We start from the raw sequence: 17,892 nt of genomic DNA, 5'->3' as shown, positions 1-17,892 counted from the left end.
TGCGGTTTTTTTATAATTTATTCGTTATTTTTATTAGTAGGCTGACGAATATTTCGTTCTAATAATTCTCCTGTATTGAAATCGTAATAACGGCTAGGCCATATTTCAGAGGGATGAAGGTTTAAAAAGTTTGCAATTATCCATTCTCCTTTTGGCCAGGGCCGAGATAAAGCATTGGCTAGGGTAGAAGAGCTTAAACCTGCCTGTCTTGATATAGCTGCTAATGTTGTTCCGCGTTTTCTTAGCGCTGCAATAATATCCGCAGGATGCCAATCAGATTTCTGTGAAATCATTTTTAATCCTTTTTCTATTAAATATATTGCTGTGTTAGTGGTATAAATAACAGATAGTTCTCACATGTATTTCGAACTAGAACTTGTTATTAGAAATAAAATAACATTTTTTTTCTTTAATAGTTTCTTATTTTTTTCTTAAAAATCTCTTTTTTGAACTTGATTGCAAAAAATAGAGAAATTTTACAGATATTTTAGGAAATATAGTGAGGTTTTCTTCAATTTATTAGGAGTGTAAATAATTAATTCTAGTTATATTAATTCAGTATAATAGAATGACAAAAATAAAAATCTTTAATTCATATTAATTCCTTAGAATTAATAGTTATAAAATAATTTGTCCGATATTAATAGAAAAAAAATTAGTTAATAATGATAGTAAAAAGGAGAACAATATTTGCAAAACATAAAAAAAGAAATACCCCTGCGATTTTATTCAATGATTTTTCTATGTTTAAGAAATTTGGAGGGTTTTAAAAAGAAAAAAATAATCAAGAAAGCCACCATTTTTAACGATTAGATTTGCAGAATTAGGTTATGTATTAATACCAAAAGTGATGCGAGAAAATTATGAAAAAAGAATGGTATACCGCGAAAGAACTCGCTGGATTGGTTGGTTTGCCTTCATCACCACAAGGTATCAACCTAATGGCTCGCAGGGAAGGTTGGGAGCAACGTCGAAAACGTGGAGTCCAAGGCAAAGCTGTTGAATATCATGTTAGTAGTCTGCCTGAAGATGTATTTAATGTATTATCACTAAATGATAACTCTATTGATTATCGAGGCAAAGGGAAACGACAAGATGCTTTTTTAATTTGGGTTGAAGCTTATAAACAATTAACAAAAAAAGAGCGTGAAAAAATTATTAAATTTATTTTACGGGAAGGATTGGAAAAGTTAATTGGTTATATCAATTGTTGTGAAGTGATATTAGTGGAAGAAGATCACTCTGGAACAGGATGAGCTGTTCCAGAGAAGTTTTATTACGAGAGGCGTTGAACGGAAATGCAAGCCAAGCTGATCAGAGCATCTTTATAAGATGTATCAGGTAAGATATCGAGAGCTTTAATCGCTTTATCGGCTTCCTCTCTAGCTCGGTCGCGGGTATATTCAAGAGAGCCACAGCGTTTCATGGTAATTAATATAGCACTAAGTAAATGGCGCCCATTACCTTTTTCTATTGAGTTACGAATAAGTGCGGATTCTTCTGCGGTGCCTTTTTTCATTGCATGAAGTAGAGGTAGTGTTAACTTTCCCTCATCTAAATCATCGCCGATATTTTTGCCAATAGTAGTACTATCCGCGTCATAATCCAAAAGATCATCAATCAGTTGGAAGGCAGTACCAAGATAACGACCATAATCTCGCAAGGCTTGCTGCTGGGTTTCATTAGCGCCTGATACGATCGCTGATGCATGTGTCGCTGCTTCAAATAGGCGTGCAGTTTTACTATATATTATTTGCATATAGGTACTTTCGGTGATGTCTGGATTATTACAATTGATTAATTGTGAAACTTCACCTTCTGCGATGACATTTGTTGCATCAGACATCAGTTTTAAAATAGGCATAGAATCAAGCTCTGTCATCATTTGAAATGAGCGGGTGTAAATGAAGTCTCCTACTAATACACTGGCAGCATTACCGAAAACAGCATTTGCAGTTTTTTTACCGCGCCTCAGGGTCGACTCATCAACAACATCATCATGTAGTAACGTTGCGGTATGAATAAATTCAATCAATGCTGCTACATTAATATGCTTTTTTCCTTCATAACCTAGTGCTCTTCCAACCAGAATAGCAATCATGGGCCGAATTTTTTTTCCGCCACCACTAATAATATAGTGACCTAGTTGATTAATGAGGTGGACATCTGAATTCAATTGATTCAAGATTGCTTTATTAACCGCTTCCATATCTTTTGCAGTTAGATTGATAATTGATTCTAAATTCATTTTATAAATTCTTTTATCAATTTGATTTTACCTAAACATAATATTTAGTCGTGTGGTCTTGTGCTGTTAATCTGTCACAGATTGTACTGTAAAATTAATTACAAATGAACGGCTACGGAATAAATACACTTTATAAAGTAGATTTTTTATTATTAGATTGAATTCTAGGCTTGTCTTCTGATGCTTTTTTGCGTAGAATTCGCGCCCTATTGTGAATATTTATAAAATGCACTCTGAAATCAAATATGCTAAGGGAGTGTGTTAAGCGGAGTTTATATGTACGCGGTTTTCCAAAGTGGTGGTAAACAACACCGAGTCAGCGAAGGCCAAACAGTTCGCCTGGAAAAGCTAGACATTGCGACAGGTGAAACTGTTGAGTTCGATCAAGTATTGATGATCGCCGACGGTGATGATATTAAAATCGGTGCTCCTGTCGTTGAAGGCATCAAAGTTAAAGCTGAAGTTATTGCGCATGGTCGCGGTGAGAAAATTAAAATTGTTAAATTTCGTCGCCGTAAACATAGCCGTAAACAACAGGGCCACCGTCAGTGGTTTACTGATGTTAAGATCACTGGTATTGCTTAAGAATTAGGAGAGCAGATTAATGGCACATAAAAAGGCTGGCGGCTCAACGCGTAATGGTCGCGATTCCGAAGCAAAACGCCTAGGTGTAAAACGTTTTGGTGGTGAGTCTGTGTTAGCAGGTAGCATTATTGTTCGTCAGCGTGGTACTAAATTCCATGCTGGTAGTAATGTTGGTTGTGGTCGCGATCATACCCTATTTGCATTGGCTGACGGAAAAGTTAAATTTGAAATTAAAGGACCAAAAAATCGTAAATATGTCAGTATCGAAGCTGAATAAGTTTTTTTGATCTTTAAATAGAGTTTAAAAAAGCCCTGCAAATTTGCAGGGCTTTTTATATTACCTTATGTGATACCATCTCTGGGTAAAACTACCATCTAGCGTATAATGTCTAGTATGCGGAGAAAAGATAATGAAATTTGTTGATGAAGCCAAAATATTAGTTATAGCTGGCGATGGTGGCAATGGCTGCGTTAGCTTCCGCCGTGAAAAATATATCCCTAAGGGCGGGCCTGATGGTGGAGATGGAGGAGATGGTGGAGATGTTTATCTGTTGGCTGATGAAAATCTTAATACGTTAATTGATTATCGGTTTGAAACCATCTTCCGAGCTGAACGGGGTCAGAATGGCCAAAGTCGTGATTGTACAGGTAAACGTGGTCAAGATAACACCATTAAAGTCCCGATTGGCACGCGGATACGTGATTTTTCAACCAGTGAAATCGTGGGTGATATGACTCGTCACGGGCAGCGTTTAATGGTTGCGAAAGGTGGATTTCATGGTTTAGGGAATACTCGATTTAAATCATCAGTCAACCGTGCTCCCCGTCAAAAAACCATGGGAACGAAAGGCGAAACAAGAGAATTGCTACTTGAATTGATGTTACTTGCTGATGTAGGCATGCTAGGTATGCCAAATGCAGGTAAATCGACTTTCATTCGCTCAGTTTCTGCAGCAAAACCTAAAGTTGCTGATTATCCATTTACTACTTTGGTACCGAGTTTGGGTGTAGTACGTATGGATAGTGAGCAAAGCTTTGTTATTGCAGATATTCCCGGTTTAATTGCGGGAGCAGCAGAAGGTGCTGGTCTTGGCATTCGTTTCTTAAAGCATTTAGAACGCTGCACGATACTTCTGCATCTTATTGATATTTGCCCTATTGATGGTTCTGATCCGGTTGAGAATGTCAAAATAATTGATGCTGAACTGGAAAAATATAGTGAAAAGTTATCTCAAAAACCGCGGTGGTTAGTGTTTAACAAAGTTGATCTTTTGACTACTGAAGAGGCAAATGATCGTGCAAAAGCTATTATTGAAACTTTAAAATGGCAAGATAAGTATTATCAGATTTCTGCGGTAAATCAGCTAGGCGTTAAAGCACTTTGTTGGGATATTATGACATTTATGCAAGCCCATCCGCAAAATATATCGCAAGATAATAGTACCGGAGCAGATAAAGCTGAATTTATGTGGGATGATTATCATAAAGAGCAACTATTTGATAATAAAACGGATATAGATGATGACGATTGGGATGAAGACGATGAAGAGGGAATCGACTTCATTTATAAACGTTAATTAATACGAATTATTTTTAGCGGGTATCGAGTAGATACCCTTTTGTTTTTTTAGTTATTACGATAAAGATCTTTGTAGAGATGGCCCTCAAAACGGACAAGTGGAATACGGCGACTATTATATTGTGCAGGTGGTAAGCTATAAGCTGAAATAAACTGTACGAAAGCGATACGTTGACCACTTTGTGTAGTAATGAAGCCGACGAGATTATATACTCCTTGCAAAGCACCGGTTTTAGCTGAGACCTTACCATTAACGCCGGCGTTGTCTAAGCCGCCACGATAACGTAGCGTGCCGTCATGGCCAGCTAAGGGTAACATAGCAATAAAGTTTAGTTGACCATCATGTTTAGCAATATATTGCAAAATAGACATCATAGCTGCTGGTGTAATTAAATTGTGACGAGATAGCCCTGAACCATCTACCATAATTGTATTAGCTAAGTTAATATTGGCTTTTTGTTTTAAAATCTGGCGGATAGCATCGGAGCCAGAAGACCAGGTGCCCGGGACACCATAATATTCACGGCCTATGGTTCTAAAGATCGCATCAGCTATCATATTGTCAGATTTTTTTAACATTATTGTTAGCAAATGATGTAATGGCTTAGATTTTGTTGTGGCCAAAATATTTCCTGCCATGGTAGGCAAGTGGCGCCGTTTAATATGCCCGGTGATCGCTATCTTGGCATCTGTCAGGCTATTTTTTATTATGGCTCCTGCATAGCTTGCGCCATTTTGAATGGCAAATGCTAATGGTAACGGTTCAGTGCGTTGAATTAAGCAACCAGTTAGTATATAACGGTTTAGTTCTCCTGGTATAACATCTAATGTACAATAACGTGCATCAGTAGAACCTTTTGCGAGCGTAATAACTTGGCTGAACATATTAATAGGATAAAAAGGGGCAGTATGGACATAAGCAATATCGCCAGGTTTCTGGCCACTTTGTAAAGTGACTGAGAAACAGTTTTTATCGATAATAGCGGCGCTTGGTGGCGCACTAAAACATTGTGTCATATCATTCCATACCCACCCAGGAGCCTTATCTTGGCCAGCGAAGACTGATATATCAATAATTAAATCGCCATCAACTTGTTCAATGCCTAGCTGCTTTAATTCAGCTACCATACTGCGAATTTGTTGGCGGGTTAAGGTTGGATCGCCCGTGAAGCGTACAACCAAATCACCTTTTAAACGATGACCGATAATTTTTCCTTCAGTTTCAAAATGGGTGACAAATTGATAATCGCTTCCTAACTGAAGCAATGCGGCTAATGCGGTAATAATTTTTTGAGTACTTGCAGGCAAAGCCATTTGTTGGCTATGGTAATCAATCAATGGAGTATCACTCCCCACCTTTTGCGCGATAAAAGCGAGATTTGTGCCTGCAGGCAGATAATTAATGTAAGTTTCAATTGGTGCTGATAGCGCCTGATTGAATATGAAAAGTAGGTTAAATAACCAATATGATCTTCCCATTTTTTTAAAAAAAGCCATAAGTGCGGTATATAAAAGTAGACATAATACACATACTAAAGTGTAATGCAGAAAAAAGTAAACGGTGACCTAGCATTAAGTGTGAGTTAGAATGGTTAATTAAATGATAGAATAATAAAGTTGCAAATTAATAGTTAACAAGGTTTAACCCTTTTTTGTTTGCCTAGAATGTTGTTTTGTCAGAAGTGCTAATTTGCTTTAATGATAGAAAAATCAGGAAGATATTTAATTTTTTATTTAGGAAAGAATCAGAGGCATTTATTAATGAAACAGATTCCAATGACGGTACGTGGCGCAGAAAAGTTGCGTAAAGAGTTAGAATTTTTAAAGAATATCCGCCGTCCTGAAATTATTGCTGCTATTGCAGAAGCTCGTGAACATGGTGATTTGAAAGAAAATGCAGAATATCATGCAGCGCGTGAGCAGCAAGGGTTTTGCGAAGGGCGTATCCAAGAAATTGAGGCTAAATTGTCTCATGCGCAAGTTATTGATGTAACAAAAATGAAAAATGAAGGTCGTGTAATATTTGGTGCGACAGTCACGGTATTCAATGTAACGACAAATGAAGATCAGATTTATCGTATTGTGGGTGATGATGAAGCTGATATCAAAGAAAATCTCATTTCTGTTAATTCACCAATAGCTCGAGGGTTGATCGGTAAGACTATGGATGATGTGGCAGTCATCACTACCCCTGGCGGTGAAGTTGAATATGAAATTTTGAAAGTGGAATATATTTGATTTTCCTTTTATCTTAAAGCGTTATATTCTTGAGTTAATTTTAAAATAAAAGTAAAAGAGGCCAATATGGCCTTTTTTATCCTGAAATGAGATGGCATTTTTGTATAAATGTAAAAGACTTATTTAGGTAAAATGATCTTGTGTGTATCAGAAGGACGATAGAGTATCAAGATTTTACCAATAATTTGCACATTGGTAGCATCGGTTTCTCTAACAATAGCGTTTGCTATCAAATTTTTGGTATCTCGATCTTCACTCGCTATTTTGATTTTGATAAGTTCATGATATGACAGGGATTGTTCGATTTCAGCTAAAACACCTTCAGTTAAACCATTGTTACCTATCATTACAACAGGGTTTAGATGATGAGCAAGGCTTTTTAGATATTGTATTTGCTTTTTATTAAGAGTCATTGTTTTTTGCTTTAGTGGGATTGAAAACGGTACATTCTACCGCCATCTTTTAGTTATCACCATAAATTCTATAATTTTGGTATATCGAAAATGGCAAAGATAGATGTTATTTTATAAGTATAGTTGGAAAAACAATGGCTAATAAAAAGCGTTCAGCAAGCTCTAGTCGTTGGCTGCAGGAACATTTTAGCGATAAATACGTTCTTCAAGCACAAAAAAAAGGGTTTCGCTCACGTGCATGGTTTAAATTGGATGAGATCCAGCAGAGTGATAAAATATTTAAACCTGGTATGACCGTTGTTGATTTAGGTGCAGCGCCTGGAGGTTGGTCTCAATATGCAGTAAGTAAAGTTGGCCTGACGGGGCGGCTTATTGCATGTGATTTATTACTAATGGATCCCATCGTTGGTGTTGATTTCTTGCAAGGAGATTTTCGAGATGAGCAGATATTAAAGGCATTGCTTGAACGCGTTGGTGATAAAAAAGTCCAGGTTGTTATGTCGGATATGGCGCCCAATATGAGTGGGACACCTGCAGTCGATATTCCCCGCTCCATGTATCTGGTTGAGCTAGCATTGGATATGTGTCGTGATGTACTGGCTACCGGCGGAAGTTTTATTGTTAAAGTATTTCAGGGAGAAGGCTTTGATGAATATCTGAGGGAAATTCGCTCTCTATTTTTGAAAGTTAAAATTCGTAAACCAGATGCTTCGCGGTCACGTTCACGTGAAGTGTACATTGTAGCGACAGGACGAAAAATATAGTACCCTGTACGTTATTTATTTAACATAGTTGTAATGAAGAGGTTCATCCCTTGAGTGACATGGCGAAAAACCTGATTCTCTGGGTAGTCATTGCGGTAGTCCTGATGTCTCTATTCCAGAGTTTTGGTCCTAGCGATTCAAATAGTCGCAGGGTGGATTATTCTACCTTTATGAATGAGTTAACTCAGGATCAGATACGTGAAGTGCGGATTTCTGATCGTGAAATTAGTGTTAAGAAAACGGATAACAGTCGTTATACGACTTATATTCCAGTAAGAGAAGATCCAAGATTGTTGGATACTTTGCTTGAAAGGCATGTCACCGTCATTGGTGAACCACCTCAAGAGCAAAGTTTCTTAGCAACTATTTTCATTTCTTGGTTCCCAATGTTATTACTGATTGGGGTTTGGATCTTTTTTATGCGTCAGATGCAGGGAGGAGGTGGCAAAGGTGCTATGTCCTTTGGTAAGAGTAAGGCTCGCATGCTGACAGAAGATCAAATTAAAACCACTTTTGCTGATGTTGCCGGTTGTGATGAAGCAAAAGAAGAAGTGGGTGAGTTAGTTGAATATCTGCGTGAACCTGGACGTTTTCAAAAATTAGGTGGTAAAATTCCTAAGGGTATTTTGATGGTAGGACCACCGGGAACAGGTAAAACCTTATTGGCAAAAGCGATTGCTGGCGAAGCAAAGGTACCCTTTTTTACTATCTCCGGTTCAGATTTCGTCGAAATGTTCGTTGGTGTTGGTGCTTCTCGCGTTCGTGATATGTTTGAGCAAGCCAAGAAAGCAGCGCCTTGTATCATCTTTATTGACGAAATAGATGCTGTTGGTCGTCAACGTGGTGCAGGTTTGGGTGGAGGACACGATGAACGTGAACAGACTCTTAACCAAATGCTGGTAGAGATGGATGGATTTGAAGGTAATGAAGGTATTATCGTTATTGCTGCTACCAACCGTCCCGATGTGTTAGATCCGGCATTATTGCGTCCTGGACGTTTTGATCGGCAAGTTGTTGTCGGTCTACCTGATGTACGTGGTCGTGAACAGATTTTGAAAGTTCATATGCGCCGTGTACCGTTAGATCCTAGTGTTGATGCTTCAGTATTGGCACGAGGTACACCTGGTTTTTCTGGTGCTGATTTAGCTAATTTAGTTAATGAAGCCGCCCTTTTTGCGGCGCGCGGAAATAAGCGTGTTGTCACTATGGTGGAATTCGAAAAGGCAAAAGACAAGATCATGATGGGTGCTGAACGTCGCTCTATGGTCATGACAGAAGAACAAAAAGAATCTACTGCTTATCATGAGGCCGGTCATGCAATTATAGGACGTATTGTTCCAGAGCATGATCCTGTTCACAAAGTGACAATTATCCCGCGTGGTCGTGCGTTAGGTGTTACATTCTTCTTGCCAGAAGGTGATCAAATTAGTGCGAGTCGGCAAAAGCTAGAAAGTCAAATTTCTACCCTTTATGGTGGTAGGTTAGCGGAAGAAATTATTTACGGTTCAGAAAAGGTATCTACTGGCGCGTCAAACGATATTAAAGTAGCAACTAATCTTGCTCGTAACATGGTAACGCAATGGGGTTTTTCTGAGAAATTAGGACCATTGCTCTATGCCGAGGAAGAAGGTGAGGTTTTCCTAGGCCGTTCGGTTGCTAAAGCTAATCATATGTCAGACGAAACTGCGCGAGCAATTGATGAAGAGATCAAGGTAATTATTGATCGTAATTATAAACGAGCTCGTCAGATTTTGAATGATCATATGGATATTCTGCATGCGATGAAGGATGCATTAATGAAATATGAAACCATTGATGCACCTCAAATTGATGATTTAATGAACCGCCGTCCAGTCAGAAAACCAGCTGGCTGGGATGATAATGATAGTAGTAATTCTACTGCAACATCCTCATCACAAGGAGAGTCAGAAAAGAATATTTCTGCCTCTCAGGGTGAAGATAGTGTGGATGGAAATGATAATGGTAGTAACACAGAGAATCGTTAATGCACATTGTTTCTCTATGTGAAATGAATAAATAATTGAAACCCCAGGATAGCCTGGGGTTTTGTTTGGTTGAGTAAGGTGATTATGAAAATTACTGCCCGAAAAATAGAGCTTGATCTTAATCGTCCTATTGTCATGGGAATATTAAATGTTACTCCAGACTCTTTTTCTGATGGTGGTATATACAATCGTTACGACTATGCGCTCAAGCATGCAGCTAGTATGGTTGACCATGGCGCGACAATTATCGATATTGGTGGTGAATCGACCCGTCCGGGTGCTAGTGAAGTTAGTTTACAGCAAGAACTTGACCGGGTTATCCCAATAATTGAAGCCGTAACTGAACGTTTTGATGTTTGGGTTTCTGTTGATACATCTAAAGCTGTTGTCATGGCAGAGGCAGCCAGAGCAGGTGCGCATATTATTAATGATGTTCGGTCGTTACATGAGCCGGGTGCATTAGAAGCCGCAGCTGAAACAGGGTTACCTATCTGTATTATGCATATGTTAGGTCAACCTAAGACAATGCAACAAACACCTGATTATAAAAATGTGGTTGCAGAAGTAAAACAGTATTTATCCGATGAAATTGACCGCTGTGAAGCGGCGGGCATTGCGAAAAGTCGTTTGATTATTGATCCAGGTTTCGGTTTTGGTAAAAATTTGGCGCATAATTATCAATTATTAGCAAAATTGAATGAATTTCATGCTCTAGGAGTGCCGCTACTAGTTGGTATGTCGCGTAAAACTATGATCGGTGAATTATTAGATGTACCACTAGAGGAACGGCTTATTGGCGGTATCGCATGCGCTGTTATCGCAGCTATGCAGGGAGCACAGATTATTCGTGCGCATGATGTGAAAGAAACTGTACAGGCTATGAAGATTGTTCAAGCAACCCTTTCAGTAAAGGAAACAGATGATTATGAGTAAGCGCAAATATTTTGGCACCGATGGTATTCGTGGCAAAGTAGGAGAAAACCCAATTACCCCTGATTTTGTTTTGAAATTGGGTTGGGCAGCGGGTAAAGTTTTAGCGCGGCATGGTTCTCGTAAAATAATCATAGGTAAAGATACACGCATTTCAGGTTATATGTTGGAGTCATCTTTAGAAGCGGGTCTTGCAGCAGCTGGATTATCTGCTGCATTTACAGGTCCTATGCCCACGCCAGCAATTGCTTATTTAACACGCACATACCGTGCTGAGGCGGGTATAGTCATTTCTGCTTCTCATAACCCCTATTATGATAATGGTATTAAATTCTTTTCGATTGATGGAACTAAGTTACCTGATGACGTAGAAGAAGCAATAGAAGCTGAGATGGAGAAACCGCTTACTTGTGTAGAATCTGCCGAATTAGGACGAGCGAGTCGTATTGTTGATGCAGCCGGGCGTTATATAGAGTATTGCAAAGGGACGTTCCCCAGTGACCAAAGTCTAAGTGGATTAAAAATAGTTTTAGATTGTGCTAATGGTGCAACATATCACATAGCACCGAATGTTTTAACTGAGCTTGGTGCTGAAGTCGTCACAATTGGCTGTGAACCAAACGGTTTGAATATTAATCAGGACTGTGGGGCGACTGACGTTGCGCTGCTGCAAAAACATGTTGTAGCAGAAAAAGCAGATATTGGCCTTGCGTTTGATGGTGATGGTGATCGGCTAATAATGGTTGATCATCGGGGCAATAGGATAGATGGCGATCAAATTATTTATATTATTGCTCGGGATGCACTTCGACAAGGTCAATTGCATGGTGGTGTTGTTGGCACTTTAATGAGTAATATGGGATTAGAATTAGCCTTGCAACAGTTGGATATACCTTTTATCCGGGCAAAAGTCGGCGATCGCTATGTTCTGGAAAAATTACAAGAACAAGGATGGCGACTTGGTGCTGAAAATTCAGGCCACATTATTTTGTTAGATAAAACAACTACAGGTGATGGTATCATCGCTGGTTTACAAGTTCTAAGTGCGATGATACGTAATAAGACGAGCCTTTATGATCTTTGCCGAGAGGTAAAATTGATGCCTCAGGTATTGGTAAATGTGCGTTTTTCCGGTACCCATAATCCATTGGTTACAGAAGATGTTTTAAATGTGGTAAATCAAGTGGAAAATGACCTAGCAGGTAGAGGGCGGGTTCTATTGCGTAAATCAGGTACCGAGCCTTTAATTCGTATTATGGTGGAAGGGGAGAATGAAAAACAGGTGACTGCAATGGCTAATCGAATTGCTGAAGTGGTCAAGCAAGCAAAATAGATCATAATATTTTTAGAAAAAATCATATGGTTGTATAAGTATTGTGTTATTTTTCACCAGTTGTCTTCAGGTAACGATTTTTGTTGTTTTTTTCTACAAACAGGACAATGAGATAAAAATAATCTTGCTTGTCAGCTAAGCTTTAGTTAGTATTCAAAACCGCTCCTTAAAGTAACGACGTAAGGAGCAAACTGCAGTAGATAGGTTTTTCCAAACTTTATTGTCAAATAGGTAGTTAGCTATGTACATAACCCTTTTGGTTATCTTTTTATTAGTCTCAATTGCGCTGATTGGTATGGTCATGTTGCAACAAGGGAAAGGTGCTGATATGGGGGCTTCATTCGGTGCAGGCGCTTCTGCAACATTATTTGGTTCATCAGGATCAGGTAATTTTATGACGCGGATGACGGCTATCTTTGCAACATTGTTCTTTATTATCAGTTTAATTTTAGGGAATTTGACCTCCAATAAAAGTGTGACTGGGAGCAAATGGGAAAACATTGGTGAACCGGTTAAAGTTGAAAAACCAGCTGGAGTGCCTACAGCCCCTGCAGTACCAACAAGTGATATCCCTCATTAATTAAACAACAGTTCGTTTAGTGAGGCGGTTTTGTGAAAAAATTGTCTTACTGGTGTGCCGAGGTGGTGAAATTGGTATACACGCTACCTTGAGGTGGTAGTGCCTACAAAACGGGCGTACGGGTTCAAGTCCCGTCCTCGGCACCATTTTAAAAGATAACTTGCGTTTCGCATATTATCAGCGTAAAATTTGCAAAGTTTTTCGAACGCGGGATGGAGCAGCTTGGTAGCTCGTCGGGCTCATAACCCGAAGGTCGTCGGTTCAAATCCGGCTCCCGCAACCACGTCTTAGCATGCGATCTATCTCAGGCGTTTTATTGGATTATTTTCGTTTGGAAGAGTGCTGAGTCAGGGGTTAAACCTACTGGCAGTGTATAGGGTCCAGTTGCATAAAGCCCCGGTTTTCGGGGTTTTTTGTTATTTAAAACAGAATTACTGGGCTTTTAGCCCTTTTTTTATGTCTGGGGGTGGGGTTTGTCCACGTTAGAGCAAAAATTAACATCGATGATTTCAGTGCCGGTAGAAGCGTTAGGTTTTGAATTTGTTGGGCTGGAATTTATTCGAGCACGTGTTTCGACATTACGCGTTTATATTGATAATGAAAATGGTGTTACTGTTGATGATTGTGCCGATGTTAGCCACCAGGTCAGCGCAGTACTGGATGTTGAAGATCCGATCTCAGTGCTCTATAACCTGGAGATATCTTCACCAGGGCTTGAGCGTCCACTCTTTACTGTTGCACACTATCAGCGTTTTATTGGTAAAGAAGTGAATTTAATATTAAGAATAGCAATGCAGAACCGTCGTAAATGGCAAGGTATAATTAAGGCTGTTAATGACGAAATGATTACGGTTACTGTGGATGGCAAGGACGAAGTGTTTGCACTAAAAAACATCCAGAAAGCTAACCTGGTACCCCACTTTTAATAAAGTTCAATGAGGCAACTAGGATGAATAAAGAAATTCTGGCTGTTGTGGAAGCGGTTTCTAATGAAAAATCTCTTCCTCGCGAAAAAATCTTTGAGGCGCTTGAAACCGCATTAGCAACAGCTACTAAGAAAAAATATGAACAAGAGATTGATGTTCGCGTTAATATTGATCGTAAAACGGGAGATTTTGATACCTTTCGGCGGTGGTTGGTAGTTGAAGAAGTGACGCAGCCAACACGTGAAATTACGTTAGATGCGGCAAAATTTGAAGACTCAGAGATTAAATTAGGCGATTATGTAGAGGATCAAATAGAGTCTGTAACGTTTGACCGCATTACCACTCAAACTGCAAAACAGGTTATTGTTCAAAAGGTACGTGAAGCTGAAAGAGCGATGGTGGTCGAACAATTTCGTGAGCAGCAAGGTGAAATCATTACCGGAGTGGTAAAAAAAGTAAATCGTGAAAATATTACCTTAGATTTAGGAAATAATGCTGAAGCGGTAATTTTGCGAGAAGATATGTTACCACGTGAAAACTTTCGTCCAGGTGACCGTGTGCGTGGTGTATTGTATGATGTACGTCCAGAAGCTCGTGGGGCGCAGCTATTTGTTAGCCGTTCTCGTCCTGAAATGTTAGTAGAATTATTTCGCATAGAAGTACCTGAAATTGGTGAAGAAATTATTGAAATTAAAGCTGCTGCGCGTGATCCAGGATCGCGGACAAAAATTGCCGTAAAAACGAATGATAAACGCATTGATCCAGTAGGCGCTTGTGTTGGAATGCGTGGCGCAAGGGTGCAAGCAGTATCAAGCGAACTTGGCGGTGAGCGTATTGATATTGTTTTGTGGGATGATAATCCTGCACAATTTGTGATTAATGCGATGGCGCCAGCTGATGTTGCTTCTATTGTCGTTGATGAAGATAAATGTACGATGGATGTTGCCGTTGAAAGTAGTAATTTGGCTCAGGCAATTGGTCGTAATGGGCAAAATGTTCGCTTAGCTTCTCAGTTACTAAAAAAGCATCGTGGAGATGACAGATGGGAATTGAATGTCATGACTGCGGAAGAACTTGAAGCTAAACATCAAGCAGAGGCACATGCATCTATTAATTCTTTTGTGAAGCATCTTGATATTGATGAAGAATTCGCTACTGCTCTCGTTGAAGAAGGTTTTTCTACATTAGAAGAATTAGCTTATGTACCAATCAACGAACTATTAGAAATTGAAGGTCTTGATGAGACAACGATTGAAGTTTTGCGTGAAAGAGCGAAAGCGGCGCTGACGACATTAGAACTGGCTCAAAAAGAGAGTATGGGGGATAATCAGCGAACTGAGGATCTGTTAAATCTACCAGGTATGAATCATGCTTTAGCAATGAACCTAGCTGCTCATGGTATTTGTACATTGGAAGATCTTGCCGAGCAGGGGATCGACGATCTGAGAGATATTGAAGAAGGGCTGAATGATGAACAGGCTGGTGAAATTATTATGGCTGCGCGCAATATTTGCTGGTTTGGCAACGATCCAAAATAATTTGTAGCAGGAAGGAACAGAATGGCAGATGAAACTGTAAAATCATTGGCAGCAGAGATTCAAACTTCAGTTGAACGCCTGGTACAGCAGTTTGCTGATGCCGGAATAAAGAAAACTGAAAATGATGCTGTTACTCAAAATGAGAAAGAAACTTTACTTGCATACTTAAATCGTGAAGATGGGACCATAGGTAACCAGACTGGCAAATTAACACTCCAGCGAAAAACTCGCAGCACACTAAGTGTTCCTAGTACAGGCGGAAAAAGTAAATCAGTCAATATTGAAGTCCGTAAAAAGCGCACATATGTTGACCGCGATGCATTGGAAAAGGCAAAAGCTGAAGAGCAAGTGAAGCAAGAAGCGGAAGAGCAAGCAAAGCGCGAAGCAGAAAAAAAAGCAAAACGTGAAGCCGAAGAGAAAAAAGCGAAACGTGAAACAGCTGAAAAAGCCAAGCGCGAAGCAGCGGAAAAAGAGAAAGTGAAACAAAGTAAAAATAATCAAAAAACAGCTAAATCGAATCAAGATTCGGCTGCTTATACTGAAAAACAGCGTCGCGAAGCTGAAGCAGCAGAGCTTAAGCGTAAAGCTGAAGAAGAGATGCGACGTAAGGTTGAAGCTGAAGCCAAACGAGTTGCTGAAGAAGCGCGCCGGATGGCAGAGGAAAACTCCAATCGTTGGAGTAGTAGTGATGAAGTGGAAGATAATGTAGATTATCATACTACGACTTCTCGTCATGCTCGTGAAGCAGAAGACGAAAATGATGCCCAAGAAGAAGGGCGTCGCGCCCGAAATCGAGGCGGGAAGGCTACTCGGCAGAAAAAAAATAATAAACATTCTGAGAAAGCTGATCGCGAAGAAGAGCGAGCGGTTGGTCGTACGAATAAAACCAAAGGTAAACAGAAAAAAACCAGTTCTTTACAGCAAAGTTTTACAAAACCGGTTGCGGTGATTAATCGTGATGTTGTTATTGGTGAAACTATCTCGGTTGCTGAATTAGCGAATAAGATGGCAGTCAAAGGCTCCCAAGTTGTTAAGACTATGATGAAAATGGGCGCGATGGTAACCATTAATCAGGTTGTTGATCAAGAAACAGCACAACTTGTGGCAGAAGAGATGGGGCATAAAGTCATTTTGCGTCGTGAAAATGAGCTGGAAGAAGCGATTTTAAGTGATCGTGATACCGGTGAAGCAATCGCAGAACCACGAGCGCCAGTTGTCACGATCATGGGACATGTTGACCATGGTAAAACTTCATTACTTGACTATATTCGTTCGACTAAAGTGGCATCAGGTGAAGCCGGTGGGATCACACAGCACATAGGTGCTTATCATGTTGAAACAGATAAAGGCATGATTACCTTCTTAGATACACCAGGACATGCTGCATTTACTTCAATGCGTGCTCGTGGTGCTAAAGCAACCGATATTGTTGTTTTGGTCGTTGCGGCGGATGATGGTGTTATGCCTCAGACGATAGAAGCTATTCAGCATGCCAAGGCTGCTAATGTGCCCGTTGTCGTTGCAGTTAATAAAATTGATAAACACGAAGCTGATCCTGATCGCGTTAAAAATGAACTATCGCAATATGGTATTGTGGCTGAAGAGTGGGGTGGTGAAAACCAATTTATCAATGTATCTGCCAAAAAAGGGACAGGTATTGATGAATTATTAGAAGCTATCTTATTGCAAGCTGAAGTATTAGAACTGAAAGCGGTTCGTACTGGTATGGCAAGTGGTGTTGTCATCGAGTCCTATTTGGATAAAGGTCGTGGTTCGGTTGCGACTATTTTAGTTCAGGAAGGCACTCTTAATAAAGGTGACATTGTACTATGTGGTTTTGAGTATGGCCGTATTCGTGCAATGCGTAATGAATTAGGCGAAGATATTCAGTCTGCTGGGCCATCAATTCCAGTTGAAATTCTGGGGTTATCAAATGTACCTTCAGCAGGTGATGAAGCAACGGTTGTCCGTGATGAAAAGAAAGCGCGTGAGGTTGCACTTTATCGTCAAGGTAAATTCCGGGAAGTGAAATTGGCGCGCCAGCAGAAGTCAAAACTTGAGAACATGTTTGCTGACATGGAAGATGGTAAGATTTCTGAGTTAAATATTGTATTAAAAACCGATGTACAAGGTAGCTGTGAAGCCATTATTGATTCGTTGCAAAAACTGTCAACTGATGAAGTGAAAGTAAAAATTATTGGTTCAGGTGTTGGCGGTATTACAGAAACGGATGTCACATTGGCTGCTGCTTCTAATGCAATTATTATTGGCTTTAATGTTCGCGCCGATGCAGCGGCAAGACGTATTGTCGAAAGTGAAAATTTGGATCTGCGCTATTACTCCGTTATTTATAGTCTTATCGATGAGATCAAACAGGCGATGAGTGGTATGTTGGCGCCTGAATATAAACAGCAAATTATCGGATTAGCAGAAGTGCGTGATGTTTTTAAATCACCTAAATTTGGTGCAATTGCTGGTTGTATGGTTGTTGAAGGTATAATCAAGCGTAATAATCCTATCCGTGTATTACGGGATAATGTGGTTATTTATGAAGGTGAATTGGAATCACTACGTCGCTTTAAAGATGATGTTAACGAAGTACGCAATGGTATGGAATGTGGTATAGGTGTGAAGAATTACAATGATGTCCGTGTTGGTGATATGATAGAAGTATTTGAAGTCATTGAAGTGAAACGTTCTATTGATAATTAATACCTCTTTTACTGTTGCTTATTAAAAGGCCATAACATCA

17 protein-coding genes and 2 tRNA genes are annotated in these 17,892 nt (G+C 39.6%); 15 read left to right on the top strand and 4 right to left on the bottom strand.

Annotated features, from left to right (window positions below; translation table 11 throughout):
• Nucleotides 1-17: 17 nt before the first annotated feature.
• Nucleotides 18-293, bottom strand: coding sequence for a helix-turn-helix domain-containing protein (locus G468_RS0102975; RefSeq protein WP_026821841.1), 276 nt, complete (start codon nt 291-293; stop codon nt 18-20).
• 570 nt (nt 294-863) lie between these two features.
• Between G468_RS0102975 and G468_RS0102965 the strand changes: the two genes are divergently transcribed.
• A complete protein-coding gene (locus G468_RS0102965) occupies nt 864-1,256 on the top strand; it encodes a DNA-binding protein (protein WP_026821840.1) in 393 nt (130 codons plus the stop codon).
• Between the two features lie 20 nt (nt 1,257-1,276).
• Here G468_RS0102965 and ispB read toward each other — a convergent pair whose 3' ends face one another.
• Nucleotides 1,277-2,248 carry an octaprenyl diphosphate synthase gene (gene ispB / locus G468_RS0102960; protein WP_026821839.1) on the bottom strand — a complete coding sequence of 324 codons (972 nt, stop codon included), beginning with the start codon at nt 2,246-2,248 and terminating at the stop codon, nt 1,277-1,279.
• Between the two features lie 276 nt (nt 2,249-2,524).
• Between ispB and rplU the strand changes: the two genes are divergently transcribed.
• The 3 genes from rplU to cgtA all read left to right on the top strand — a co-directional run bounded on the left by rplU (nt 2,525) and on the right by cgtA (nt 4,410).
• Nucleotides 2,525-2,833, top strand: coding sequence for a 50S ribosomal protein L21 (gene rplU / locus G468_RS0102955; RefSeq protein ID WP_026821838.1), 309 nt, complete (start codon nt 2,525-2,527; stop codon nt 2,831-2,833).
• A gap of 19 nt (nt 2,834-2,852) precedes the next feature.
• Nucleotides 2,853-3,110: a 50S ribosomal protein L27 gene (rpmA, locus tag G468_RS0102950; protein WP_026821837.1), complete on the top strand. Its 258-nt coding sequence runs from the start codon at nt 2,853-2,855 to the stop codon at nt 3,108-3,110.
• A 133-nt stretch (nt 3,111-3,243) separates the two neighbouring features.
• On the top strand, nt 3,244-4,410 hold the full coding sequence (cgtA, locus tag G468_RS0102945; RefSeq protein WP_026821836.1) for an Obg family GTPase CgtA: 1,167 nt from the start codon (nt 3,244-3,246) through the stop codon (nt 4,408-4,410).
• A 50-nt stretch (nt 4,411-4,460) separates the two neighbouring features.
• On the opposite strand, the gene dacB is transcribed toward cgtA, so the two are convergent.
• Complete coding sequence (dacB, locus tag G468_RS0102940; RefSeq protein WP_034249240.1) at nt 4,461-5,891, bottom strand: serine-type D-Ala-D-Ala carboxypeptidase; 1,431 nt, start codon at nt 5,889-5,891, stop codon at nt 4,461-4,463.
• Nucleotides 5,892-6,173: 282 nt separating this feature from the next.
• On the opposite strand from dacB, the gene greA reads away from it, so the two are divergent.
• Nucleotides 6,174-6,650: a transcription elongation factor GreA gene (greA, locus tag G468_RS0102935; RefSeq protein WP_026821834.1), complete on the top strand. Its 477-nt coding sequence runs from the start codon at nt 6,174-6,176 to the stop codon at nt 6,648-6,650.
• Between the two features lie 119 nt (nt 6,651-6,769).
• Here greA and yhbY read toward each other — a convergent pair whose 3' ends face one another.
• Nucleotides 6,770-7,063 (bottom strand): ribosome assembly RNA-binding protein YhbY, encoded by a 294-nt coding sequence (yhbY, locus tag G468_RS0102930; RefSeq protein ID WP_026821833.1) that lies wholly within the window; start codon nt 7,061-7,063, stop codon nt 6,770-6,772.
• Between the two features lie 134 nt (nt 7,064-7,197).
• Between yhbY and rlmE the strand changes: the two genes are divergently transcribed.
• The 10 genes from rlmE to infB all read left to right on the top strand — a co-directional run bounded on the left by rlmE (nt 7,198) and on the right by infB (nt 17,852).
• Nucleotides 7,198-7,827: a 23S rRNA (uridine(2552)-2'-O)-methyltransferase RlmE gene (gene rlmE / locus G468_RS0102925; protein ID WP_026821832.1), complete on the top strand. Its 630-nt coding sequence runs from the start codon at nt 7,198-7,200 to the stop codon at nt 7,825-7,827.
• A 59-nt stretch (nt 7,828-7,886) separates the two neighbouring features.
• A complete protein-coding gene (gene ftsH, locus G468_RS19545) occupies nt 7,887-9,833 on the top strand; it encodes an ATP-dependent zinc metalloprotease FtsH (RefSeq protein ID WP_246067318.1) in 1,947 nt (648 codons plus the stop codon).
• Between the two features lie 84 nt (nt 9,834-9,917).
• The gene (gene folP / locus G468_RS0102915; protein WP_026821831.1) at nt 9,918-10,766 is read left to right on the top strand and encodes a dihydropteroate synthase; all 849 of its coding nucleotides are present in this window, start codon (nt 9,918-9,920) and stop codon (nt 10,764-10,766) included.
• Nucleotides 10,759-12,096 carry a phosphoglucosamine mutase gene (gene glmM, locus G468_RS0102910; RefSeq protein ID WP_026821830.1) on the top strand — a complete coding sequence of 446 codons (1,338 nt, stop codon included), beginning with the start codon at nt 10,759-10,761 and terminating at the stop codon, nt 12,094-12,096. The genes folP and glmM overlap by 8 nt, the downstream gene beginning before the upstream one ends.
• A 241-nt stretch (nt 12,097-12,337) precedes the next feature.
• The gene (secG, locus tag G468_RS0102905) at nt 12,338-12,676 is read left to right on the top strand and encodes a preprotein translocase subunit SecG (protein WP_026821829.1); all 339 of its coding nucleotides are present in this window, start codon (nt 12,338-12,340) and stop codon (nt 12,674-12,676) included.
• Between the two features lie 56 nt (nt 12,677-12,732).
• Nucleotides 12,733-12,822, top strand: a tRNA-Leu gene (locus tag G468_RS0102900).
• Between the two features lie 60 nt (nt 12,823-12,882).
• A tRNA-Met gene (locus G468_RS0102895) sits at nt 12,883-12,959 on the top strand.
• Nucleotides 12,960-13,149: 190 nt separating this feature from the next.
• Nucleotides 13,150-13,602, top strand: a complete 453-nt coding sequence (rimP, locus tag G468_RS0102890; protein ID WP_026821828.1) for a ribosome maturation factor RimP — start codon at nt 13,150-13,152, stop codon at nt 13,600-13,602.
• Between the two features lie 23 nt (nt 13,603-13,625).
• The gene (gene nusA / locus G468_RS0102885) at nt 13,626-15,140 is read left to right on the top strand and encodes a transcription termination factor NusA (protein ID WP_026821827.1); all 1,515 of its coding nucleotides are present in this window, start codon (nt 13,626-13,628) and stop codon (nt 15,138-15,140) included.
• 21 nt (nt 15,141-15,161) lie between these two features.
• Nucleotides 15,162-17,852 carry a translation initiation factor IF-2 gene (infB, locus tag G468_RS0102880; RefSeq protein ID WP_026821826.1) on the top strand — a complete coding sequence of 897 codons (2,691 nt, stop codon included), beginning with the start codon at nt 15,162-15,164 and terminating at the stop codon, nt 17,850-17,852.
• The last annotated feature ends 40 nt before the right edge of the window (nt 17,853-17,892 follow it).

Origin of the sequence: Arsenophonus nasoniae DSM 15247, assembly GCF_000429565.1 — a bacterium.
Classification (GTDB): domain Bacteria; phylum Pseudomonadota; class Gammaproteobacteria; order Enterobacterales; family Enterobacteriaceae; genus Arsenophonus; species Arsenophonus nasoniae.
The sequence above is the reverse complement of the archived record's forward strand: the minus strand, read 5'-3'. Positions and strand labels throughout refer to the sequence as shown.